Below are 23,486 nucleotides of genomic sequence, written 5' to 3' on the forward strand. Positions count from 1 at the left end.
AATGACCGATCAGTCTGCCGAGCGCCTGCGTATGCAGGATCCCCGCACGCAATATCCGCAACCGCCTTTTCCGAAGCAGCCACAATCGGCTCCCGGACTGGCCTCGAAAATGGACCCAACTCCCGATCACGGCGAGACGAGCTATGTCGGCCATGGCCGCCTCAAGGGGCGAAAGGCTCTCGTGACCGGAGGCGATTCGGGCATCGGCCGCGCCGCAGCGATCGCTTTCGCGCGTGAGGGCGCGGATGTCGCGATCGTGTATCTGCCGAACGAAGAGGCCGACGCGAAGGAAGTGCTGGCTCTGATCGAAGCGGAAGGCCGGACGGCGCTCGCCCTTCCGGGCGACATCACCGATCAGGCGTTTTGCTCAGCGCTTGTGTCCGACACGGTCAAAGGGTTAGGCGGGGTGGATATTCTCGTCATCAATGCGGCCAAGCAGGTCTCGCAGCCAGAGATCGGCGACATCACGGCCGAGCAGTTCGACCTCACGATGAAAACCAATCTCTATGCGATGTTCTGGATCGCGAAGGCGGCCGTTCCGCATCTCGCTCCGGGCGCCGCGATCATCACGACGACCTCAGTTCAGGCCGTCAGTCCGTCTGAGACGCTTTTGGATTACGCGACCACGAAGGCTGGTATCGTCGCCTTCACCAAGGCTTTGGCCAAGCAGATGATCGAGAAGGGCATTCGCGTCAACGGCGTGGCGCCCGGCCCCTTCTGGACCGCTTTGCAGCCGAGTGGCGGCCAAACGCAGGAAAAGGTCTCCAAATTCGGTGCCGAGGTTCCGCTGGGGCGTCCGGGACAGCCCGTCGAACTCGCTCCCGTCTACGTGCTGCTCGCATCGCAAGAAGCAAGCTTCATCACGGGCGAGATTTATGGCGCGACAGGCGGCAACGGCGTCGTCTGAGTCGGAAGGGACGGGTCGACGCGGCTCGCATTATTCCGACAGAGTGCGTCGTGGCGTGACGCGCCCCGTCGTGCGACCCGGATCGACACGGGACGACGGAGGGCGCGCGAGACTACCACGCCACTCTGTAGTGACGGTATACCCCTAACATCGAATCGATGTCGCTCCAGCCGCGTTTAATCTGAACAACAAACGCGACAAAATCAATCGAGGGACATCGGGAGTCATGCGCCAGTCGACTCGACGCCGTTGAAGGAAGATAACCCGGTTGAGAAAGACTAAACCGGTATCGCCTTCTTGGCGGTGTCTAATAGGTGCAATTACGGATGATATCGCTGAGAAGAAGGCGAGCCGTCTGCTGAGGCGAAAGGCAGCCCTGAGGTCGCGACTTCTCGCTTAAGCGATATTTGGCCGTGACGATGGCGGCCGGCCCGCAACCGACGACACTATACTGCCCAACGCGGCTTTTGCCGCGGTAGGTCGCTGAAATCGGCAGCACGATCGTCGCAATATTTGGAGCTTCGGACACGTCTCATACCTCACGCCTCGGTGAAGAGTTAACGCAAGGTTAACGCGAGGCAAAATTAATTATAAAGATCATTGCCTTACGGCGGTCCAAAGTGCCCTCCCGTCTGTCAAGGATGGAGGAGGAGCTCCGTCTTCGGATCCTGCTCTGGTCGATGAGGCTTAAAGGTCGGTCCGAAGATGGGCAGCCGAGGCCCGATGGATTGCCGTCGATCCGCCGTCCGACCCGCACTCCTCAAGGGTGAGCAGTCAGGGATGAGCGCTGACTTGCGACAGCTTTGCGGTCCACAGGTTGAGCCCAAGTTCGCATCCCTCTGCACTGGCCGTCGAATATTTCATTTGAAACAGGGAGCCAATTTCCAATTTCGGAGGTTGGCAACGCCACGGACACTGTCGGGGTCAAGTCGAGATCCGTGAGCGAAAGATCGCGACAAGGAGTGGCCCGCGCGTCTCGTCGTTTGTGGACGTCAGCATCGATTTTCTGAAAGGCGATTGTCATGCAGAGCGACATGAACCAAGCAACAAACCAAGGACCAACGGTACCGCCCCCGGTTCCCGCCACTCTGGCATCGGTCTTGAACCGTAATATTCACGCTCTTCAAGACCGCCGGAGAGCGGATGAACGAAAGGCCAGCACCCAGGAGAAGATTGCCGAAGCCATTACACACTTCACGGGAAGCATGGCTTTCGTTTACATCCATCTTGCTCTGTTTGGACTTTGGATCCTTCTGAATGTCGGGTTGGTGCCCGGTTTTAAACCCTGGGACCCGACCTTCGTGATCCTGGCGACAGCGGCGTCCGTCGAAGCGATATTTTTGTCGACCTTCGTTCTCATCAGTCAGAATAGAGCGGCCGCTTTGGACGACAAACGGGCCGACCTCGACCTGCAGATCAACCTCCTTTCAGAGCATGAGGTCACACGGCTTCTGACACTCACCAAAGCCATCGCGAAGCATCTCGGCGTCGACACGAGCGATCAACCCGAGTTGGAAGAGTTGGAACGCGACGTCGCGCCAGAAGCGGTGTTGGACAAGATCGAAGATCGAGCGATGCGATCGGATCAATGATCGGTGCAGACGAATGCAGGGCTTTAAGACGGATGCGGGGCGAAAGGTCGGCCCCTTCGACCGACTCCACCCCGCCATCACTGCATGGCCGTGAATCATCTCAACACCGACCCCACCGTTATTCTGATTGGCAGGCGTCAGACCTCCGGAATATTTTCTTTGAAAATAACCTGAAAATGTCGGACGCGATGGTGACCGCTTCGACATTGCTCGCGGCAATGATGTCAGCGTAGGAACACGCACAGGCAATGTGTCCCGGCTGGGCTTGAACCATCCGGGCAAGGCTGACAGATCTGCCGAGGGATCGTCTTAATGGGACGGAACGTTACGCCAAGTGGCACACTGCAGAAGCAATGGGGATAAAATCCGCCGATCTCAGCGGGCGCACGACATGTCCTCACATGAAGAGTATCACAACTTATTGGTTCTCTGGGCGCCGCAAGACCCGGAACGGTCTGAACCGCAACAAAACAAATGAATACGAAAAATTTTAGATTCAATTTCATTACTTTCGCCTTCTATACTGACGCGAGTAGAAATAATACCGTAAAATAATGATTGGATGTTCGCCAATTTAATCTTCTACGTCAAGCACATTTGGACTGGCGCGACTTAATGTGGAAACTCCCTCATGGTCCCTGCTGCTCGCCATCCTTTTGGCCACTCCCGATCTGCTCAGGCAAGCACCATCAACCGGGATACTCTTCGACTGTGCAAAATCAGTCGCCAAACGCGCTAGCGTGCACCCTGGAAAATACAGCAACCGACCCGGAGAACCGACCGCCACAGGCTTTGGCCAGGCCGATGTTTTTGGCTTTTGAGACGGCGGCAGAAGAGGATCGACAATGACCGGTGTCATTGGAGATATCATTGCCAGTTCGACGAGAGTGCGTGGTGGTGGTGGCACTTCCCTCGCAAGGGTCTCCCGGGCTGCTTTCCCTGGATTTAGGGAAACAAACAGGGAATATTTTCGACTGCGACCAATCTCAAGAGTGGATTAGTTCAAATGGGCAAAAGAAGCTAGGGGCTTATGAGTAACTTGGAAAGATTGAGAACAGGGAATTTAGAATCCAAAGACAGGGAATTTTCTGAGTGCAATCAGGGAACCGTTGGTCCAAAAATGCGCCCAGACGAGAGTCTGCAATCGGTGGCTTAGTTTTCGTGCGAGCCGTCTAGGACCTCGGTCGGATCGAATTGCTTCTCTGGTTACCGGATCATGCCACCATGTGTCCCACGAGGCGATCTTCATCCCTTCGACGTGAACTCGCGGCCGCGCCCGTAATGGCCGACCCTGAGCGCGAGCGTGAGACCTATGAGACGATTGCTCGTTTGATCTCCGGACGGAGGGAGGCTCCAGCCTGGCTGGTCGATCAAATCGCCCGCTGGACGCCGTGCCTACAGATGACGCGATCGATCCTGGACCGGCAGCCCACCCGAGCGGAGTTGGTCAAGCAGATGCGACAGGTCGTGGTCGCCACGCGGATGCTGAGCACCGTTGTCGGGACACCGGCGATGCTGGAGTTCTTGGAGCGGCAACCGCTCGGCTCGGTCGAGGTGGAGGCTTTTCAGCAGATGCTGTTCGGGCTCGGGCAGCGCGCCGAATCCGTCCTTGCACAACCCGACATCGCGAGATCAAACGGCAAAGTCAGACCCGGCCGATCCCGAGCCCTAGCCGCCGATCTTGGCCGGCGCCGTGCTGCCCGTGGCCCGAACCCGCTGCATCAGCTTGACCGCCGACGACGGGCTCACATCGAACCGCGCCGCCGCCTGCCGGATCGAACTCCCCTCTGAAACGGCTCGAACAATCCGGGCCCGAAGGTCCTGTGACAAAGGCAGTGCCATGGTCGAGCCTCATGCTCGTGACGATGGCACCCTGAATCAAATCACACGATTCAGCGCAACCTTAAACTGCTCTAGTGCACTGACTCTGACGGATGGTTCAGGGCGACTTTGGTCTTGATTGCGTTGGCGGTTGCGGTCCAGACGAAGGGCTTTGGGTCCTTGTTGGTGGCGGCGATGTAGCGGGCGATCGCTGTTTCGAGGTCATCGACGGAGCGGGACACACCCCGTTTCTGGCGCTGCCGGGTGAGTTTCGAGAAGAAGCCCTCGACGTCCTGATCTGGTGCGGCTGCAGCTTGTGGGCAGCTCAGATGCGTTGGACGGTTCGCAACGACAGGCCCATGGCCTTGGCCATGGCGCGGCCGGTCCAATGCGTGACGGCCCCTGGCGGCTCCCGCAGGGTGCGCTCGACCGCGGCATGCACTTTGGCCTGAAGCATCGGCGGAATGCCGGGCGGGCGGGTCTTATCCCGTAGCAGCCCATCGAGGCCCTCCTCACCATAATGCTGCTGCTATCGCCAGACCATCGGACGGCTGACGCCGACCCGGTTGGAGATCTCCAGCACCGGCAGACGGTCAGCCGAGAGCAGGACGATCTGCGCCCGCTGGACATGCTGCACGGGCCGGCCACGGTTCTCGAAAATCCCATGAAGCCCGGCGCGACGGGCACCTGGAAGCAAAAGTGAAACAGTCTGAGCCATGCCGGGAGACTCGCATGGCCCGCCCGCCTTGTGAATCGTCCGATCGCGTCAGTGCACTAGGCATCCTACTCGCCGCCTTCAGCCCGAACGAATGCCGCAGCTATCTTATACCAACTTGCACCGATCAGAACCGGTGTGCCCACTCCCGCCGTCCGAGGCTCATGATCCGCCAGGGTTGATCGGTGAGCTTGTTCCAGGCCTCACAGCAGTGGCCGACGATGTCGTCGTAAGAGGTGAAGACCCGGATCGACAGCCAGTTGTCGCGCATGAACTGCCAGACGTTCTCGACGGGGTTCAGTTCGGGGGAGCGCGGCGGGATTTGCAGGAGGGTGATGTTGGCGGGAACGATGAGCTTGGCCGAGCCGTGCCAGCCGGCCTGATCGAGCATGAGAACGGCGTGGGCCCGCGGATCGACGGCTGCGCTGATCTCCTTGAGGTGCTCGGTCATGGCCTGGGTGTCGCACCACGGCATGACGAGGCCGGTACCCTTGCCTCTGGCCGGACAGATCGCCCCGAAGATGTAAGCCCATTGGGTCCGCTGATCGTGCGGCGCTCGCGGGCGGGTCCCCCGCTTCGCCCAACGGCGCGTAATGGTGTTCTTCTGACCGACCCGCGCCTCGTCCTGCCACCACAGCTCTATGGCGGTTCCGGCCGGGAGGGTAGCTTGGATCGTCTCCAGTTTGGTCGGGAGGGTTTTTACAATCCGCCATCGCGGCTTCGCTCTGGGCATTGTGCTGGGGCCGCGCCGTCGGCTTGCGGAAACCGAGCTTGCGTACCTCGCGGCTGACCGTCGTCTCGTCCAGGCCGATGCGGAACTCCTTGAACACCCACCAGGCGAGGTCTCGCAACCGCCAGCGCACCACCCCATGGATCGCCGGGATCGGTCCGCTCTAGATGATCCGCGCTAGGGCCTTGGCGCTGCGCGTCGTTCAGCTTGGACGGGATTGCCGGGCGCCTTGCCGTCGATCAAGCCCTTGACGCCATCCGCGTTGAAGGCCAGCAGCTAATCTCGGATGGTTTGCAGTCCGACCCCGCCGATCAGGGCCGCGTCCGTGCGCGTGCCACCGTCGTAGATCTCCGCAAGGCCAGCAGACGCCGGCCCTGCGCGGCGTCCTTGGTCGCCTTTGCGGATCGTCTCACTGCTGCGGCGTCATAATCAGGGTGCAAGGCGATAGGCGGGCTCATGGAGGACACTCCTGGTCCGCCCCATTGATTGAGCCTTCAGCCGATTCGCATAGCCGTGAGTCGCGCTCAGCGAGAGTTGGTATGAGGCTCGGACGCCTTGACAGGCTGCTTCGACGGGCGCGCTCCTGTCCAATACACGCTCTGGGCATCTGCGCCGAGAGCCTTGGCCAATGAGCTCAGCACGACAGAGTTCGGTACAACCAAGCCATGCCGAGGATCAGGCGCGGTTCACAAGGGCGGGTTGGATTGACATGATGTAAAAGATTTTCGGATCGATTGGTATCAACGGACGTTCAGCTCAGCTTCCGTTGGCAACGTTCGACACATAATCGGCCTTGCTCCAAAGCAGACGTTTTTAGGCAGGGTTGTACAACGGCTTAAAACGCGGACGAGGAGGTGTTCAATAAACCGAATCGCGGCCGTCTTCTGGACGCCAAATCATCCCTGCCGAGTCGTGACCCTCGGTATCCGGTCGCATTACCCGGTTAGGCTCGATGGAGCATCGGCATGGCTTCAGTCTCCGCGAGCAGAGCAATCACTTGTGGAGCCCGGCAGTGCGGTCGTTGGCGGCTTCCGTGCTCTCACACTCCAATGCGGCCAGCAGTCTGGCCGGCGGGGGCGCGTGCCAGACCTGCTGAAATGCATCGATGACATTACTGGCCGTGACCGGAAGGCCGGGAAGGACAATCCACGAAGGCACGGTGTTGCCGGCCAGGGATGACAGCAGGACATTGGCCGCGGTGCGGCCCTGATCGAACGGTCGCTGGGCAGCGACCCCCTTGATCAACCGCCGCCCAGCTAGCGCGGTCGCGATGTCCCGGCCGAGATCGACCGTCGTCATCGGAATGCTCCGCGACCGCCTTTCGACCGCCCGCATGGTGCGCAGCGCGGGCCCGTCCCACACGGCGAACAGTGCAGCCGTATCGGTGTTGGCATCGAGAAATCCCCCCACGAGGGACTCGATGTGATCGATCTGCTCGAACTTGACCTGCCGTATGACCACGTCGGGCCGATGGCGCTCGATCCAGCGCCGGAATGAAATCTCCCGCTGCGTGGTCGCGAAGAAGCCGAGCCGAAAGGCCACCAGGCCAATCTTCCCTCCCTGGGGCACGTAGGGGGATAGTTGCGCGGCGGCGATCTCGCCCAGCCCGAAATTGTCGGCAGACACGACACTGACATAGTCGCTCGCCGGCATCAGGCCAACGGGTGCGTTGTCGAGCAGCACGAGGTTCTTGCCGGCGGCGGACACGGCCCTGTAGGCATCCGTTACCGCCCGGCTGTTGCCGAGCGGAATACTGATGACGCCATCGAGCTTCTCACCCGCCAGGTGGTTGAGAGCCTGAGCCTGACGGTCCAGGCTGAAGCCACAATCGACGACGGCCGTGATCGCGGCTGCATGATCGCGCAAGATGGCGCCCATGCCGGCCAGTTGCTGCTTGGCCCAGTCGCTCTCGGTGGTGTGAAGCACGACCGCAACCTTGAAGGCCCGCTCCCGGGCAAAGGTGACGTCCGCATCCGAGAGAACGATCCGATCGGACGGGGCCGCCCGCTCGCCGTGCGGGCCGAGCCCAGCGACGAGCAGCGGCGCTCCCACGGCCTGGGCCGTTTGAATTGGCTCGCTTCCCTCAGTCTTCGGCATGGCGTCCACCCGTTTCGCTGCCGTTAGCCCAGCGTTCCGGCTATTCTAGCCGGGCATCCGAAAAAGTCATGGCGACGTTTGCCCAGCCCGGCGTCCGGCCCCATTGGGCTTCGGCGGCGGACCGGGCGCGGTCGGTTTGGTCGCCGCAAGCGCCGCGCCGACATCCTCGAATAGACCGATCACATCAGGGTGGCGCAGGGGCGATCCGGCCGTCATCCACCCGTCTATGAAGCGCGGATCGAAGATTTCCTCCACGGCGACGAGCGCGGCTCCGGCAAGGCCCGCCGAACGCCCCATGCCGCTGCGCACGATCCTGAGATCGCGGGTCGCGAGCGGATGCGAGTGGCGGTAAATTCCCTTTCGGATGGAGGCAAGCAGGATATCGCCCGTCTGGGCCACCTCGCCCCCGATCACGATAGTGCCCGGGTTCACGGCGTTCGTCAGTGTCGCCAGCATGGTGCCGATCATGAGGCCGCAGCGGGCCAGGAGCTCGGCCGAGAATGCATCCCCGAGTTGGGAGGCCGCCCCGATGTCGGCGACCGTGATGCCGCCGGACTGGCTCAGCGTCTCGGCGAGCATGCGGCTGCGTCCGTCCTGCGCGGCGAGCAGGCCTTCATGAGCGATCGCGCCGCCCCCAGCCAGGGTTTCAAGACAGCCCGTATTCCCGCATCGGCAGACGAGGTGGTTGTCGGAACCGGTAAAGACATGCCCGACCTGTCCAGCGACGCCAAGGGCACCTCGGTTCAACCGGCCGCCGGAGATGAGGCCGGCGCTGATCTCGGAGCCGAGCTCCACATAGAGAAGCTCGGACTTACGGTCCTGGCCCGGCGCCCCCGCTTCGCCCATCGTGGCCATCTGCATGGAGCTGCGCACCCAGACGGGCGCCTTCAGACGGTCGACGATCTTGGTCAGAGACACCAAACCGCTCCAGGCCGGCAGGATATCGAGGCTCTGCAGCGACAAGCGTGCCTCGCCGGGGCGGGTCTCGACCGCATCGGGCACACCGAGGGCGATGCCCCACAGATCGCCGCCGCGCTCTTGCTCCAACGCCCAGGCGAACAAAGCGTCGAGGCGCTTGAACACGGCCAGAGGACCGGCCGCAAGGTCCGTGTCCTCGTAATGTTCGAACACAAGCTGACCGGTCAGGTCGGCGAGGCCGACCCCGAGCGTATAGCGATCGATATTGGCGACCAGCAGTCGTCCAGCCTCGGCCCGGAATCGCACGAGACGCGGCGCACGCCCGCCTACGGAGCGGCCGTATCCGGATTCGTCGATCAGATTGGCCTGCGTCAGTGTGGACAAGCGGTCCATGACCACGGCCCGGCCCATGCCCGACAGCCGTTCTAGATCAAGCCGGGTGACCGGTGGCTTCGTTCGGATGAGATCGAGCAGCGCGACAAGGCTCTGGCGCTCCGCTTCGAGTCCCCGGACGCGTTCCTTGCCCGCAGGCCCCGGCGATCCAGCCATCACATCGGCGCCTGACGACGGGGCCGCTCTCGCGCCGCCCTGAACTTTACACTTCATGAACCCGACCCGCTTCGCGGGGATCGACGGCATTTATCGATCATAACGCCCTGCGACTTTGCTTACTTGCCTAGATACCCGATCCGATCGATGCGCCCAACGGCGGAATGGCCCGACGCGACAGAGGTAGGACTTATCTTTGTCTTTCAACAGCAGAAGGATACAATCTTTTGTTTTTATACGTTGTAAGTTGATCGAGATCGTGTCAAGCTTCAATCAATAGAGACGAGAGCGCGGTGCAGCGCCGACCACCCAGCGGGAGAAAACGCATGATCAATGTGAAGGGCGGAGCTTTGCTCCTGACAGTCGCTATGGCGCTTTGCCTCGGAAGCCGCAGCGCCTGCGCCGACGATCCTACCGCCAAACTCGACGCAAAGACCTTGATCCCCGCGCACATCATCAGCCCAAGTCAGGCTGGCGACCCCGCGTCGGACCCCAAGCTAGCGGCGGTCAGTGATGCGTAATGCGCAGCCGCCAAGGCGAAGGGCTTCAAGGTCGGCGTCATCATGCAGACCATGAACATCCAGTGGTCGACCGAGCAGTATTTCGCCGGACCGACCGAGGCCGACGGCAAGACCATGGTCGATGACTTCGCGCGGTGGCAGGTGATCGCCGGCAAGCGGGTGCTCAATGCCGACATCGGCAACTGGACCGCCACGAAGCTCAACCCCAACCGCAAGACGGGATTGCCCTCGCAGGCGGCGCGCGGCCAGGACTATGCCGACTCGCTTGCCGCGCTCATGACCCAGCCCTGGTTCATCGGCTGGCACTGGTGCGCTTATGTAGAGAACACCGGCCGCGGCTGGGGCATCAAGGAACCTTGGGACGAGCCATACCAGGACTTCGCCGGGCCAATCAGCGCCTTCAACCACGCGATCTACGACCGCGTGAAGTGACGTGATGCCGGCGGCCATGAGGCCGCTGCCCGGAGGAGCTGTGTCATGCCTGGTTGGAAACTCGCCTATCACGCCAATTGCTGGGGTCTGCTCGGCGGCAACGCCGTCGGCGTCACCTCTGTAACCCAACTCACCTACAAAACGTTCGGAGATATGGCGGCTGCCGCGCGCGACATCGCGGCGGCCGGCTACGAGGGCATCGAGTTTTTCGACGGCAACGTCGTCGCGGATGCCGCCGATGGCTATGCGTCGATGCGCCGAATCCTCGCCGACACCAACCTCGCGCTGGTCGCCCTCTATAGCGGCGCGAATTTCATCTTCGCCGACATTATCGCGGAGGAACTGGCCCGCGTCGGCCGTGCGGCGGACGCCGCCCAGGCGCTCGGCGCCGAGCATCTCGTGGTAGGTGGTGGCGCCCGGCGGTTCGACGGCACGCGTCCGGCAGATTACGACGCGCTCGCCTCGGCCCTCGACAAGGTCGTGAAGATTGCCGAGGCGCGAGGACTGCGCGCCCAGTACCATCCCCACCTCTCCACCATCGTCGAAAATCCCGACGAGGTGCGGACCATCTTCGCCAAGACGGGGATCGGCTTCTGTCCTGACACCGCTCATCTCGCTGCGGCAGGCGGCGACGTCGCGGCCATAGTCCGGGAGCATGCGGCACGCATTTCCTATGTGCATCTCAAGGGCTGGCAGCGCGAGCCGTTCGCTTTCACCCCCGTCGGGGTCGGCGATTGTGACAATGGCGCTGTGATCCGCGCGCTGCACGATATCGGCTACGCGGGCTGGATCTGCAACGAACTCGACAGCTGGCCCGACCCCGTCGGGGCGGCGCGCGAGAGCCACGCCTTCGTGACCGCACGGGCGGCCGAAATCTGAAACTCGGGCCGGATCGTCCGGCACCGCGACGATCGATCAAATCGTGACCACAGGGAGATCACATGCGCCTAACTTCACTGCTCCACTCGACGGCCCTTTGCCTCACGCTCGGCCTCGGTCTCGCGACCAGCGCCCATGCGGTCGACCCCGCGACCGCCATTGCCGAGGTCGGCAAGCACGTCATGAGCCTCGGCCCCAACGGCGAGAAGCCGGAACCCGCCTCCTCGGTGACGTTGAGCGCCGATGAACTGGCCAAGATCAAAGGCATGCACGCCAAGGCCGCCATCGTCATGCACTACGCCGGCAACGACTGGAGCCAAGCGCAGATCGACGGTCTCAAGACACAGTTCGCCGCCATGGGCATCGATGTGGTGGCGGTGACGGATGCCGGGTTCAAGCCCGACAAACAGGTCTCTGACATCGAGACCGTGCTGGCGCAGAAGCCCAACATCATCGTCTCGATCCCGACTGATCCGGTCGCGACTGCCACCGAATACAAAGCCGCGGCCGATGCGGGCGTGAAGCTCGTCTTCATGGACAACGTGCCCAAGGGCCTCACGGCCGGCAAGGACTACGTCAGCGTCGTCTCCGCCGACAATTACGGCAACGGCGTCGCGACCGCGCATCTTCTCGCCCAGGCGCTCGGCGGCAAGGGCGATGTCGGCCTCGTCTTCCACGCCGCCGACTTCTTCGTAACCAGGCAGCGCTACGATGCGGTGAAGAAGACCCTCGCCGAGAACTATCCCGACATCCACGTCGTGGCCGAACAGGGGATCGGTGGTCCCGATTTCTCCGGCGATGCCGAAAAGGCCGCCGGCGCCATGCTGGTGTCGCACCGCAGCATCAAGGGTATCTGGGCGGTGTGGGACGTGCCGGCCGAGGGCGTCATCGCCGCCGCCAGCACCAACGGCCGCGACGATCTCATCGTCACCAATTGCGACCTCGGCGAGAATGTCGCCATCAATATGGCGAGCGGCGGCGTGATCAAGGGCCTGTCGGCGCAGCGCCCCTACGACCAGGGCGTGACCGAAGCGATGCTGGCGGGCTACGGCCTGCTCGGCAAAGCGGCCCCCGCCTATGTGGCGCTGCCCGCGCTGCCGGTCACCAAGGCGAATCTCGCCGAAGCTTGGGGACAAGTCTACCACAAGCCCGTTACCGACAAGATCAAGAAGAGCATGTGACCATCCACCTCGCCAGGATGACGCCCTTCTCCGGTTGCGGAGAAGGGCATGCCCCTCATCGTCAGGACCCAGCCCCATGAGCACGTCCAGCCCCGACGCCGTCCGCATGACGAACGTCTCCAAGTATTTCGGTGGCGTCCGCGCACTCGACGGCGTCCACCTCGATGTACGCCCCGGCGAGGTCCATGCCCTGCTCGGCGAGAACGGAGCCGGCAAATCGACAATCCTGAAGATCCTGCGCGGCGTGCAGCCGCCGACCTCCGGCGCGATCGAGATCGGGGGCGTGCCGCTGACCACCCACTCGCCGGAGGCCTCGCGCGCCGCCGGCGTCGCCATGGCGTTCCAGGAAATGAGCCTCGTACCGACCCTAACGGTGGCGCAGAATGTATTCCTCACCCGCGAGATTAAGGCGGGCGGCTTGATCGACGATAAGGCCGCGATCGCCGAGACGAAGAAACTGTTCGCCGCGATGGGTGTCGCCATCGACCCGACCCGCAAGGTGGCGGACATCCCGGCTGGCCACAAGCAGCTCACCGAGATCATCAAGGCGACCTCGCAGCCCTGCCAGGTGTTGGTGCTCGACGAGCCGACGACCGCCCTGTCGCAGACCGAGGTCGACCGGCTGTTCGACTACGTGCGTCACTTGCGCGGCAAAGGGGTCGCGATCGTCTACGTCTCGCACCGGATGGACGAGATCTTCCGGATCGCCGACCGCGCCACGATCCTGCGCGACGGCAAACACATCATCACCGCACCGATGTCGGAGTTCACGCTCGACAGCATGATCGCCCATATCATCGGCCGCCGCTCGCGTGGCTTCTCCGACGTGACCCGCGAGACTACCACTCTCGGCGAGGCGTTGCTGGAAACACGCAACCTTTCGGGTGAGCAGAAGCCGCGGGAGGTGAATATCACCCTTCACCGAGGCGAGGTCGTGGGCGTTGCAGGCCTGCTCGGCAGCGGACGTTCCTCGCTGGCCCGTCTGATCTGCGGCATCCAGCCGATCGTTACCGGCGAGATCCGCGTCAAGGGCAAGCCGGTCGCCATCGCCACGCCGCGCGATGCCATCCACGCCGGCATCGCGCTGGTGCCGGAAGACAGGGCACGGCAGGGCTTCGTCGCCTTCCATTCGGTCGAAAGCAACATCGGCCTGCCCAGTCTCGATCGACTCTCGAAGAATACGTGGGTCGACCACGCCAAAGCGGCTGCCCTGGCGGAGCTTTCGATCAAGCGGCTGCGCATCAAGACGGATTCACGCAAGGCGACCGTCAAGACCTTGTCGGGCGGCAATGCGCAGAAAGTAGTCATCGCCAAATGGCTCGCCACCGAGCCCGACGTGCTGATTCTTGACGAGCCGACGGCCGGCATCGACATCGGGTCCAAGAGCGAGATCGTCACGCTGATCCGCGACCTCGCCAAATCCGGCAAGGCGATCCTGGTGCTGTCGTCGGAGTTGCAGGAACTGCTCGCCGCTTGCGACCGTATCCTCGTGATGTCCGACGGACGCATCGTCCGCGACATCGCTCGCCACGCGCTGGACGATCCCGATAATCCCGATTCGATCGACGCGCTTCAGCACGCCGAAAGCAAGCTCAACAAAGCCATGCAGGAAGCCCGGGGAGGACCCGTCCAATGACCGACTCAGCCATACCGGCCCGCAAGGCGCCGTCCCCGCTCGCCAATTGGCGCGACTACATCATCTACATCGGCTTCGTCGCGATCTTCATCATCTTCGCGGCGACCCTCGGCGAGCGGGGCTTCCTAGACCCCAACAACCTCCTCAACATCATCCGCCAGACCGCCATCATCGCGGTCGTGTCGGTGGCGATGACCTTCGTGCTCGGCACGGCAGAGATCGACCTGTCGGTCGGCGCGGTGGCGGGGCTTGCCTCGGTCGCCACCGCGATGGGAATCGACCATTTCGGCATTCTCGGCGGCATCGTCTGCGGCCTTGGTACCGGCGCCGCCGTCGGCGCCGTCAACGGCTGGCTGACGACGGGGATCGGCATCCCCTCGTTTCTGACGACCCTCGCGATGATGGGGATCGCCCGCGGCGTCGCCATGTGGATCAGTGCCACGGCCGCGATCCCGATCCTCGACAAGCCCTATTCCGCCATTTTTGGCGGCGGCAATCTCGGGCCGGTGCCGAGCCTGCTCATCTGGATGGTGGTGTTCGGCATCGCCGGCCATGTCGTGCTGCGCCGCACGACCTTCGGGCGCCGCGTGCTGGCGACCGGCGGCAACGAGACCTCGGCGCGTTATTCGGGCGTCGATACCGCCTCCATCAAGTTCCGCGTGCTGATGCTGTCGAGCGTCGCGGCCGCGGTGGCGGGGATGCTCTACGCCGGCCGCCTTCATTCCGGCCGCTTCCAGTTCGGCGAGGGCGACGAGCTGTCGGTGATCGCGGCGGCCGTGCTGGGCGGCACGAGCCTGTTCGGCGGGGCCGGCACCGTGGTCGGCTCCATCATGGGCGCGCTGATGATCGGCCTCATCAACAACGGCCTCGTGCTGATGGGCCTGGAATTTAGCCAGCAGCTCATCGCCCGCGGCGCAATCATCATCATCGCGGTCGCGATCAGCCAGACCAAGAAGCGCTAACCGCAACCCTCCCACAAAATTCCCGAGGACGCCCATGCCCGACACTTTCTTTAATCCGCACCAGCGCGCCACGATCGCGGCCGCGATGGCGCGGATTATCCCCACCGACGACACGCCCGGCGCACAAGAGGCCGGCTGCATCGACTTTCTCGACCGCTACCTCTCCGGCCTCGGTTACATCTTCGCCAAGCCCGACGGCTCGGGCTTCGAGGTGCTGGAGGGCCGCAGCGCGGACGCCTGGATGCAGCGCATCGAGATCATGCGCGCACGATACGCCGAGGGGATCCAGGATCTTGACGCCCGCGCCCGCGCAACGTCCGCGACCGATTTCATCGCCCTAACGCCCGCGCAGCAGGACGACGTGCTGCGCGCGATCGAGGCGGACGGCACCGGACAGCCAACCACCCTGACGCCCAGCGACGCTCTCGCCGGCCCCGTCTCGGCGGAACCCGCCCTGCAGCAGACCTCGACCGAGGTCGACCTCGAGTTCCTGCCGCTGTTGATCACCCACACGCGCCAGGGGTTCTACGCCGACCCGATCTACGGCGGAAACAAGAGGCAGATCGGCTGGCAGGTGATCGGCTTCCCCGGGCCTGCCTCCATGAAGGAGGTCTACACCGGGCGCTACACCACGCTGCACTATTTCATGCCCGGCGAAGCCGAGAAGGTCAGGGAGTTCCACGATGGCCTTTAAGACCAAGCCAGCGAAAACCGACGTCGTCATCATCGGCGCAGGCGCTTCGGGCGCTGCCGCCGCCAAGGTGCTGTGCGAAGCGGGCGTCAGTGTCGTCGCGCTCGAAAAAGGGCCATGGCGCACGAAGGAGACCTTCGGCGGGGATGAGCTCGCCAATATCAACCGCTACAATCTGTGGCCGGACCCAATCCTCAACCCGCGGACCTGGCGCGAGACCGCAAACGATGCCGCGCGATCCGAGAACTTCTGCCCGGTGCCGCAGATGGTGGGCGGCGGCACGGTGCATTGGCAAGGATGGCTACCCCGGTTTACTGAAAACGACTTTCGGATGCGCACGGTCGCCGGCGACCTGCCGGGCGCCAGCCTCGCGGATTGGCCGATCACCTACGACGAACTCGAGCCCTACTACCTGAAAGTCGAATGGGCTTTCGGGGTCTCGGGCGAGGCCGGAGCCAACCGGTTCGAGTCGCGTCGCTCGGGCGGCTATCCCTGCCCGCCCATGCCGCGCTCGCGCTATGCCGACAAGTTCATGAAAGGCTGTGCGGCGCTCGGCTGGAACGCCTTTCCGACCCCCCAGGCGGCCCTTTCGCGGCCCTTCAACGGCCGCAAGGCGACGGTGGTCAGCGCCTTCGCCCAGCAGCACGGCGACCCGACCGGCACGCGCTCCTCCGCGCTCAACGTGTTCGTGCCGGACGCGGTCGCGACAGGACGATACGATCTGCGCCCCAACTCCACCGTGCGCGAACTCGTGCTCGACGGCGCGGGCCGCATCAAGGCGGCCATCTACCAGGACGCCGACGGGGATACGTTCGAGCAGGAGGCGGACGTGTTCATCCTGGCCTGCGGCGCGATGGAGACCGCGCGGCTGATGCTGCTTTCAAAATCCGGCCGCTTTCCGAACGGGCTCGCCAATGGCAGCGACCTTGTCGGCCGAAACGTCACCTTCCACGAATATTCCGCCGCCGTTGGCACCTACGACGATCCCGTCTATGCCTGGGCGGGCGGCGGTTACGTTAGTGCCTCCACGTTCCAGCATTACGAGCACGATGCCACCCGCGGCTTCGTGTCCGGCGGCCATATCGCGGTCGCGGGCGTGGGCATCCCGCTCCCCATCAACTGGCGGCTACCGGGCACGCCCGCCTGGGGCGCAGACGCCAAAAAGGTGGATCGCGAGCAGTACAGCCACTCGCTTGCGGTCGCGATGGTGCTGCACGACATGCCCCAGCACGACAACCGCATCGACCTCGACGACACGGTCGTCGACGCCTGGGGCCTCCCGGTGGCACGCACGACACTGAAACCGCACCAGAACGACCGCGACCAGGGCCGCTACCTCATCGATCGCGGCGCCGACATTCTGGAGGCCAGCGGCGCGCGGACCATCACCAAGGTCTATGCCGACCGCGTCACTGGCAACTGCTCGCACCAGCACGGCACGGCCCGCATGGGCGACGATCCCAACACCAGCGTGCTCAACCGGTGGTGCCGCGCCCACGAGGTCGAGAACCTCTACGTCGTGGATGGCTCGCCGTTCCCGACCGGCACGGGCGCCAACCCAACCCTTACGATCATGGCCAATGCTTGGCGCGTGGCGGACAAGATCATCGCCGAGCGAGGCGCGCCGGCACGCGCCTGATCTACTCCCATCCGACACAGAACGCCCGCCCCGCGGGCAGCCGGGCCGCTTGGGATCGGTTTCGACACGGAGGCGCCGCCGCAAACGCGGTGCCGTCCGCATCCCGGGATGAAAGGTCAAGCTCATGAGCCACACAGGTACGCCAGCCTCATCCCGACGCATCCGGCTCGGCATGGTCGGCGGCGGCGAGGGAGCCTTTATCGGCGCCGTACATCGCATCGCGGCACGGCTCGACGACCATTTCGAGCTGGTCGCCGGGGCGCTCTCGGCCTCGCCCGACAAGGCGACCCGATCGGCCCTGGCGCTGGGCCTCGACCCCGCGCGCAGCTACGCCGACTTTGCCGTCATGGCGCAGGCGGAAGCCGCGCGGCCCGACGGCATCGAGGCGGTGTCCATCGTGACACCGAACCACATGCACGGCCCGGCCATCCGCGCCTTCCTCGACGCCGGCATCCATGTCATCTGCGACAAGCCGCTCACCACCACGCTCGATGAAGCGAAGGATCTGGCTGCCCAGGTCCGCCGGTCGGGTCTCGTCTTCGTCCTCACGCATAATTACACGGGCTACCCGCTCGTGCGGCAGGCCCGCGCGATGGTGCGCGACGGCGTACTCGGCGACATCCGGCTCGTCCAGGTGGAATACGCTCAGGACTGGCTCGCCGAAAGCACGGAGAGCGCGGGCAACAAGCAGGCGGACTGGCGCACGGACCCGGCCCGGTCCGGCGCCGGGGGCTGCATCGGCGACATCGGAACGCACGCCTTCAACCTCGCCGATTTCGTGACCGGGCTCGATCTCGTCGAACTCTGCGCAGATCTGACGACCTTCGTGTCGGGGCGGCGGCTCGACGACAACGCACAGGTGATGCTGCGCTACGCAGGCGGCGCCCGCGGCGTGCTCTGGGCAAGCCAAGTCGCGAGTGGCGACGAGAACGAGATTCGTCTGCGCGTCTACGGAACCAGAGGCGGCCTGGATTGGAGCCAGCGCGAGGCCAACCAGCTCATCTGGTCGCCGCTGGGCGGCGCGCGCCAGATCATCACCCGGAACGGCGCGGGAGCGGATGCAGCGAACCGTCGCCTCTCCCGGGTGCCGGCCGGCCATCCCGAAGGTTATCTCGAAGCCTTCGCCAACATCTATGGCGAGGCGGCGGCGGCGATCTGCGCCGCGCGCGATGGATTACCGCGCCCCGCCGACGTCATGCTCCCGACGGTAGAGGACGGCGTGAAGGGTCTCGCCTTCATCGACGCCGCTGTCCGTTCGTCCCGATCGGGAATGTGGACCTCCTGACGAATGGCAGAAACCTAAGGATCGAAGCCGAAACCGGACATGCCGCTTCCGGCCAGTCTCACCTGTACAGCCCGGACTTGATCTCTATGTGGCCACTCCGGCCACAGGAGAATGACGACGGGACATTCAGAATTCCATCCAGGGGGCAAACGGCGGCCCTAGAATGCCGGGCGAAAGCTCGGAGCAAAACGGGCGCTCAAGCCACGGCAGGTCTGGGCAGTTCGGTTCCGGCTGGATCAGGACCGGCGGTTTCGAGACCGGGCCATGTTCGATCTCGCATTTGACAGCAAGCTGCGCGGTTGCACGTCGTCAAGATGAAGATCGGCGATCTCGTGATCGGGGATCGCGTCAGGGCTCGGGCCATCGTTGTCCAGCAGAAAACCGGTAGACCGGTTCAGTTCGAGTGGCATTGCCACGGAAACCCGCTGCAGACACGACGAGACACCCTCGGTACCGCTTTCACACAGCGGCCGCGGTCGCGGCTTTCCATTTCTCCATGGCGGCGGCGCGAAACGGTTTCAGGGATTTGCGGGAAATCAGGTGGCGTTCGATGTTGAAGGTGTTGTGGACCGCGGCGTGAGCGGACAGGAACCGCTGGGCCGATCCCGCTGACTTGAACCGCTGCACCTTTCGCTCTCGCCGGCGGGTCGGCTGATGGGAGTTCTCGGCCCGATTGTTGCGGCGCTGCCCCTGCTCGTGCCGCGCGGATAGCCCGAGCTGCCGGATGGCAGCACCATAGGAGCGGAGCGTGTCGGTCACGATGGTCTGTGGCGCGAAGCACTGCTTGCGAAGGAGCTTACGCATTAGCCTAACGGCGGCAGCCGTGTTTCGCCTCGATTGCACCAGCAGGTCGAGGACCTCACCCTCATCGTCGACGGCGCGCCAAAGCCAGAGGCGTCTGCCGGCGATCGTCACGACCATTTCATCCATGTGCCAGCAACCCGTGGGACGTGGGCGCCGCCGCCGAAGCTCGCGTGCGAAGAGCGGGCCGAACTTTGCGAGCCCATCGACGGACCGTTTCGTAGGAAATGTCGAATCCGCGTTCGGCGAGAAGATCTTCGATGTCCCGATAGCTCAGCGTGAACCGCAGATACAGCCAGACGGCCTGCTGAATCACGGCAGGTGGGAAACGGTGGCGGGCATACGAGATCGGCTTCATGCCCGCATCCCAACCCGCACCGCAGTTTCTGTGACAATGCCGTCGAGGGAGTTGAACTCCTGCTCGAGCCCATTCTCGGTCGACATGCGGGTGTAGATGGCGCAGCGCAGCGGCCTGGGTGCCCCTGCCCGGCCGGCGCCCCCGATGGCTGGCTGGTCGCGATCGTTGCGGGCGTTAATCGTGTGAGCGCTCACGAGGCAGATCCGGTGCGGCTCGGTGTTCCCGAGGCGCCGCTCATCCTCAAAGTTTTGTCGCGGAGGCCGAAGAAACGCGGCCCGTTCCAGCGCGTGCCCGTAATGGCCAGAGCGATGGCGGAGAGGTTGGAGTAGGTGGTGCCGTTTCAAGCGAAGCCATCCGCCATGACTGTGACCCGATGCATCGTTCCGGCATGCTCCCGCACCAGCAGAGTTCCGGGTTTCAAGCCCCGGATCGGTGGCACAGGCGGGACAGGCGGTACCGCCTTGGCTTTCTTCTTCACGGCGGCGTCACGCTGGCGGGCGTTGATTTTGCCGATGCGATCGAGAAAGCGCACCGCATCGGGATCAAGATCACCCAAGACCTTGGCTTGCAGGCGATAGGCCAGTAGGCGCAACAACAGAGGCCGGGTCAGGGTGGCAGGAGCTGGGCTGCGCAGCCGCTGCCGCCAGCGGCTGCGCAGATCGTGAACGTCGAGATCATGCAGGGACGCGATCTCACGGCTGAGAGCCGTGGCAGGGTCTGTCGGCACAAGGCTGGACATTGGTTCAGGGCAGATCATGGAGGGCTTAGCCAGCATCGGCATGGCCTCACGCTGCGCCGTCTGCCGGGGACATGCGCGCGACAGGCACAGGCGTCTGCAGCCGGTAAGAGGTGATGCCGGACGCTGTGCGGTCCTTGTCGAGATGGTGCCCCTTCTTGCGCAGACCGGTCAGCGCCGCGCGGACCGTGTGCGGCAGCCATCCCGTGACCACCATGATGGACTCGACCGAGGCGCCCTCCTTCTGCCGCAGCATGTCGACCAGCATGGCTTGCTTGGTTCCGGGCCGAGGCAGCGGAATGCCGGGCACCAAGAGGGGCGTGGGAGAGGTTAGATCCTGACCTGCGCCCCGGTCCGCATCAAACCCGTCCGCGCCCGACATCGCCGGCTCGCATCCATGCTCGGGCGGATCAAGCGCATCTTCAGCGATGCCCAGCGCCGCCAACCCGGCAGCCGTGATGCGAAGCCCGACCGCCTCGCCCACCTCGGTCACCGGCCAGCGCGGTTGGTCCGGCTTGACCGCAACGTGCTCAGCTAAACCGGATGAGGTGAGCCGCGTGACCAGCCTTTCGAGTGCGCTGCCGGACAGCCGCTCGGGGCAGACAAGAAGGTGGTTGTCGCGCTGGGCGGCAGCGCTCAGCAGCACCAGCTGAGTGTCAGATAGCGTCATCGTTAAGTTCCTTTGTCGCACGGAGCGGCGCTCGCGGCCGTCACCAGCACGACCCCGCGAACCAGGGTCAGCAGGGCAGAAACCCGCCGCTTCGATCAGCGGCTTGTTAACAGTTCCGCTCCAATCCGAGCTGAAGTCCACTCCTGTTTGAGCGAAAGAGCGATTTCTGAGCAGGATCAAAGAGTTTCAGGCGAACCGAGTCTCCGCATTCGCGCGAACCAGTCTCCAAACCGAGCCAGGATCTGACCTTGGAAAAAGCAACAGGCGTTCTGGAGAAACGCCCCGAAAACGGGCCTGCCGCGGGCCCAACTTCAGCCCCGGGAGACAACGCCAGAATATGGCTATCCCAGCCAAGCCCCTGACCACGCGGCAATCTCCAGCCCGGACGGAAAGCCGCGGGTTCAGGAACGGTGCGTGGTGGGCCGGGCAGGACTCGAACCTGCAACCAGACCGTTATGAGCGGTCGGCTCTAACCATTGAGCTACCGGCCCACGCGGCCGAGGATCGGAACCCAAGGGCATCCGACGCCGAAGACGTATCGCCGATCGGACCTGGATGCAACGCGCCGCAAGCCGGCAACGAGCAATCGGCTACCCTGCGGGCTCGACAGGCATCCCGTTGAAACTACGCCCAAAGATTACGGCGGGAATGAGAACCATTTGACAGATCGTGCCACCAGCACTGATGATGCGATTAACCGGACGTCAGGCTTGGCGCTCCTCCGAATGTCTCGCCCGGCGGCCGAGGCATGACAAACAAGGGCTGGAACCAGATGAATGAACTGGATGATCTGAAGGTTCAACATGCACTGGGACGCCTGTCCCGCCGCGACTTCATCGGCCGAGCCATCGCGCTGGGCGCGTCCGCGGCAGCCGTCAATTCCCTTGTTCTCGGCGCAGAGGCGCTCGCCGCCGAAACCGCCCAGAAGGGTGGCACGTTGCGGCTCGGGCTTGGCGGCGGCAGCACGACCGACAGCCTCAATCCGCTGAGCTGGAACGACTCGGTCATGATCGATGTCGGGTTCGGCCTCTTCAACGGCCTCGTCGAGAATAGTGCCGAGAACCGGCCCGTGCCGGAGCTTGCCGAAAAATATGAGCCGAAGGACGGCGCCAAGACGTGGATCTTCACGCTCCGCAAGGGCGTCATGTTCCACAACGGCAAGGAATTCGACGCCGACGACGCCGTCTACTCGTTGAACCTGCATCGCGGTAGCGACACGAAATCGGGCGCGGCGGGTCCGATGAAGGCGGTCGCCGACGTCAAGAAGCTGGACAAGAACCAGATCGAAGTCACCCTGGCATCGGGCAATGCCGACTTCCCCACGGTATTGACCGACTATCACCTCATGATGGTGCCGAACGGCTTCACCGATTGGGCCAAACCCGTCGGCACGGGTGCCTTCACGGTCGATCGGTTCGATCCGGGCGTCCGTATCGCGCTGAAAAAGGCGGGGCCTTATTGGAAAGCCGACCGCGGCCTCCTCGATGCGGTCGAATATAATGTCATCAACGACACTAGCGCGCGCATGAACGCGCTGATTTCCGGCCAGGTCGACGCTATCAACCGGGCGGATCCGAAGACGGTGTCACGGATCGCCAAGAGCCCAACGCTCGAGATCGTGCGGGCGGCGGGTGGCTGGTACCCCGTGATGGCGATGCAGGACGACCGCGACCCCTATACGAATCTCGATCTCCGCAAGGCGATGAAATATGCGGTCGATCGCGAACAGATGATCAAGACGCTGTTCAGCGGCTATGGCACGCTCGGTAACGACAATCCGATCCCGAAGAGCGATCCCTATTTCAACTCCCAGCTGGAGCAGCTGAAATACGATCCCGACAAGGCGAAATTCTACTTCAAGAAAGCCGGTCTGGCCGATGCCAAGATCGTGCTGCAGACCTCGGATGCCGCCTTCAACGGCGCGGTCGACATGGCGACGCTGCTGCAAGCGACCGCCGGCAAGGCCGGCATCACGGTCGATGTCAAGAAAGAGCCCGCGGACGGCTATTTCGACAATGTGTGGCTCAAGGGCGCTTTCGTGGCCAGTTATTGGGGCGGCCGGCCGGCCGCGACCCAGATGCTCGATATCGCCTATCAGAGCAAGGCGCCGTGGAACGAATCGCATTGGAACAGCCCCAAGTTCGATAAGCTGCTGACGGACGCTCAGGGCGAAGTCGACGAGGCCAAGCGCAAAAGCTACATCTGGGACATGCAAGCCATGCTGACGGACGAAAGCGGGACGCTTATTCCGTGCTTCCGCGATTGGCTCGACGCCAAGAACAAAATGGTCGGCGGCCACACACCCCATAGCGGTTTCGATATGGATAACGGCCGTATCGCCGAAAAAGCATTTCTGAAGGCTTGAG

At 63.5% G+C, this 23,486-nt stretch carries 20 protein-coding genes, 1 tRNA gene and 5 pseudogenes; 13 read left to right on the top strand and 13 right to left on the bottom strand.

Going from position 1 to position 23,486, the window contains the following annotated elements:
• Nucleotide 1: 1 nt before the first annotated feature.
• Nucleotides 2–907: an SDR family oxidoreductase gene (locus LGH83_RS10845; RefSeq protein WP_227398700.1), complete on the top strand. Its 906-nt coding sequence runs from the start codon at nt 2–4 to the stop codon at nt 905–907.
• Nucleotides 908–1,214: 307 nt separating this feature from the next.
• On the opposite strand, the gene LGH83_RS10850 is transcribed toward LGH83_RS10845, so the two are convergent.
• Nucleotides 1,215–1,436 carry a hypothetical protein gene (locus LGH83_RS10850; RefSeq protein ID WP_227398701.1) on the bottom strand — a complete coding sequence of 74 codons (222 nt, stop codon included), beginning with the start codon at nt 1,434–1,436 and terminating at the stop codon, nt 1,215–1,217.
• Nucleotides 1,437–1,941: 505 nt separating this feature from the next.
• On the opposite strand from LGH83_RS10850, the gene LGH83_RS10855 reads away from it, so the two are divergent.
• On the top strand, nt 1,942–2,499 hold the full coding sequence (locus LGH83_RS10855) for a DUF1003 domain-containing protein (RefSeq protein ID WP_227398702.1): 558 nt from the start codon (nt 1,942–1,944) through the stop codon (nt 2,497–2,499).
• Between the two features lie 1,395 nt (nt 2,500–3,894).
• On the opposite strand, the gene LGH83_RS10860 is transcribed toward LGH83_RS10855, so the two are convergent.
• From LGH83_RS10860 to LGH83_RS10885, 7 genes and pseudogenes are all read right to left on the bottom strand, one after another.
• Nucleotides 3,895–4,116: a hypothetical protein gene (locus LGH83_RS10860; protein ID WP_227398703.1), complete on the bottom strand. Its 222-nt coding sequence runs from the start codon at nt 4,114–4,116 to the stop codon at nt 3,895–3,897.
• Between the two features lie 51 nt (nt 4,117–4,167).
• Nucleotides 4,168–4,341 (bottom strand): helix-turn-helix domain-containing protein, encoded by a 174-nt coding sequence (locus LGH83_RS20115; protein WP_413771036.1) that lies wholly within the window; start codon nt 4,339–4,341, stop codon nt 4,168–4,170.
• Nucleotides 4,342–4,412: 71 nt separating this feature from the next.
• A complete protein-coding gene (locus LGH83_RS20120; protein WP_413771037.1) occupies nt 4,413–4,562 on the bottom strand; it encodes a hypothetical protein in 150 nt (49 codons plus the stop codon).
• 86 nt (nt 4,563–4,648) lie between these two features.
• Nucleotides 4,649–5,038: pseudogene (locus LGH83_RS20125) on the bottom strand (helix-turn-helix domain-containing protein); the annotation flags it as partial.
• A 124-nt stretch (nt 5,039–5,162) separates the two neighbouring features.
• Nucleotides 5,163–6,223 (bottom strand): annotated as a pseudogene (locus tag LGH83_RS10875) (IS630 family transposase).
• 535 nt (nt 6,224–6,758) lie between these two features.
• Nucleotides 6,759–7,817, bottom strand: a complete 1,059-nt coding sequence (locus tag LGH83_RS10880) for a substrate-binding domain-containing protein (RefSeq protein WP_227398704.1) — start codon at nt 7,815–7,817, stop codon at nt 6,759–6,761.
• A 111-nt stretch (nt 7,818–7,928) separates the two neighbouring features.
• Entirely contained in the window at nt 7,929–9,386 is a 1,458-nt protein-coding gene (locus LGH83_RS10885; RefSeq protein ID WP_227398705.1) for an ROK family protein, read from the bottom strand.
• 269 nt (nt 9,387–9,655) lie between these two features.
• Here LGH83_RS10885 and LGH83_RS10890 point away from each other — a divergent pair, with 269 nt between their 5' ends.
• The 10 genes and pseudogenes from LGH83_RS10890 to LGH83_RS20130 all read left to right on the top strand — a co-directional run.
• Nucleotides 9,656–9,850: a hypothetical protein gene (locus tag LGH83_RS10890; protein ID WP_227398706.1), complete on the top strand. Its 195-nt coding sequence runs from the start codon at nt 9,656–9,658 to the stop codon at nt 9,848–9,850.
• Between the two features lie 42 nt (nt 9,851–9,892).
• Nucleotides 9,893–10,282 (top strand): hypothetical protein, encoded by a 390-nt coding sequence (locus LGH83_RS10895; RefSeq protein ID WP_227398707.1) that lies wholly within the window; start codon nt 9,893–9,895, stop codon nt 10,280–10,282.
• A gap of 45 nt (nt 10,283–10,327) precedes the next feature.
• Nucleotides 10,328–11,161: a sugar phosphate isomerase/epimerase family protein gene (locus LGH83_RS10900; protein WP_227398708.1), complete on the top strand. Its 834-nt coding sequence runs from the start codon at nt 10,328–10,330 to the stop codon at nt 11,159–11,161.
• Nucleotides 11,162–11,223: 62 nt separating this feature from the next.
• Complete coding sequence (locus tag LGH83_RS10905; protein ID WP_227398709.1) at nt 11,224–12,342, top strand: substrate-binding domain-containing protein; 1,119 nt, start codon at nt 11,224–11,226, stop codon at nt 12,340–12,342.
• A 76-nt stretch (nt 12,343–12,418) separates the two neighbouring features.
• Nucleotides 12,419–13,978, top strand: a complete 1,560-nt coding sequence (locus LGH83_RS10910) for a sugar ABC transporter ATP-binding protein (RefSeq protein WP_227398710.1) — start codon at nt 12,419–12,421, stop codon at nt 13,976–13,978.
• Nucleotides 13,975–14,940, top strand: coding sequence for an ABC transporter permease (locus LGH83_RS10915; protein WP_227398711.1), 966 nt, complete (start codon nt 13,975–13,977; stop codon nt 14,938–14,940). The genes LGH83_RS10910 and LGH83_RS10915 overlap by 4 nt, the downstream gene beginning before the upstream one ends.
• A gap of 34 nt (nt 14,941–14,974) precedes the next feature.
• Nucleotides 14,975–15,634 (top strand): gluconate 2-dehydrogenase subunit 3 family protein, encoded by a 660-nt coding sequence (locus LGH83_RS10920; RefSeq protein ID WP_227398712.1) that lies wholly within the window; start codon nt 14,975–14,977, stop codon nt 15,632–15,634.
• The gene (locus tag LGH83_RS10925) at nt 15,624–17,270 is read left to right on the top strand and encodes a GMC family oxidoreductase (RefSeq protein WP_227398713.1); all 1,647 of its coding nucleotides are present in this window, start codon (nt 15,624–15,626) and stop codon (nt 17,268–17,270) included. The genes LGH83_RS10920 and LGH83_RS10925 overlap by 11 nt, the downstream gene beginning before the upstream one ends.
• A 172-nt stretch (nt 17,271–17,442) precedes the next feature.
• Nucleotides 17,443–18,555, top strand: coding sequence for a Gfo/Idh/MocA family protein (locus LGH83_RS10930; protein WP_264478884.1), 1,113 nt, complete (start codon nt 17,443–17,445; stop codon nt 18,553–18,555).
• A 231-nt stretch (nt 18,556–18,786) separates the two neighbouring features.
• A pseudogene (locus LGH83_RS20130) lies at nt 18,787–18,959 on the top strand (integrase); the annotation flags it as partial.
• 55 nt (nt 18,960–19,014) lie between these two features.
• On the opposite strand, the pseudogene LGH83_RS10940 reads toward LGH83_RS20130, so the two are convergent.
• From LGH83_RS10940 to LGH83_RS10960, 5 genes and pseudogenes are all read right to left on the bottom strand, one after another.
• Nucleotides 19,015–19,714 (bottom strand): annotated as a pseudogene (locus LGH83_RS10940) (IS6 family transposase).
• Nucleotides 19,711–19,908: a hypothetical protein gene (locus tag LGH83_RS10945; protein ID WP_227401950.1), complete on the bottom strand. Its 198-nt coding sequence runs from the start codon at nt 19,906–19,908 to the stop codon at nt 19,711–19,713. Before LGH83_RS10945 ends, LGH83_RS10940 begins: the two are co-directional and overlap by 4 nt.
• Nucleotides 19,905–20,495 (bottom strand): annotated as a pseudogene (locus tag LGH83_RS10950) (DUF2924 domain-containing protein). Before LGH83_RS10950 ends, LGH83_RS10945 begins: the two are co-directional and overlap by 4 nt.
• Before the next feature lie 4 nt (nt 20,496–20,499).
• Entirely contained in the window at nt 20,500–21,120 is a 621-nt protein-coding gene (locus tag LGH83_RS10955; RefSeq protein WP_227398715.1) for a DUF3489 domain-containing protein, read from the bottom strand.
• A gap of 415 nt (nt 21,121–21,535) precedes the next feature.
• A tRNA-Ile gene (locus LGH83_RS10960) sits at nt 21,536–21,611 on the bottom strand.
• Between the two features lie 281 nt (nt 21,612–21,892).
• Here LGH83_RS10960 and LGH83_RS10965 point away from each other — a divergent pair.
• Nucleotides 21,893–23,485, top strand: coding sequence for an ABC transporter substrate-binding protein (locus LGH83_RS10965; protein ID WP_227398716.1), 1,593 nt, complete (start codon nt 21,893–21,895; stop codon nt 23,483–23,485).
• Nucleotide 23,486 lies beyond the last annotated feature (1 nt).

This window comes from Lichenihabitans sp. PAMC28606 (assembly GCF_020616535.1).
Lineage (GTDB): Bacteria > Pseudomonadota > Alphaproteobacteria > Rhizobiales > Beijerinckiaceae > Lichenihabitans > Lichenihabitans psoromatis.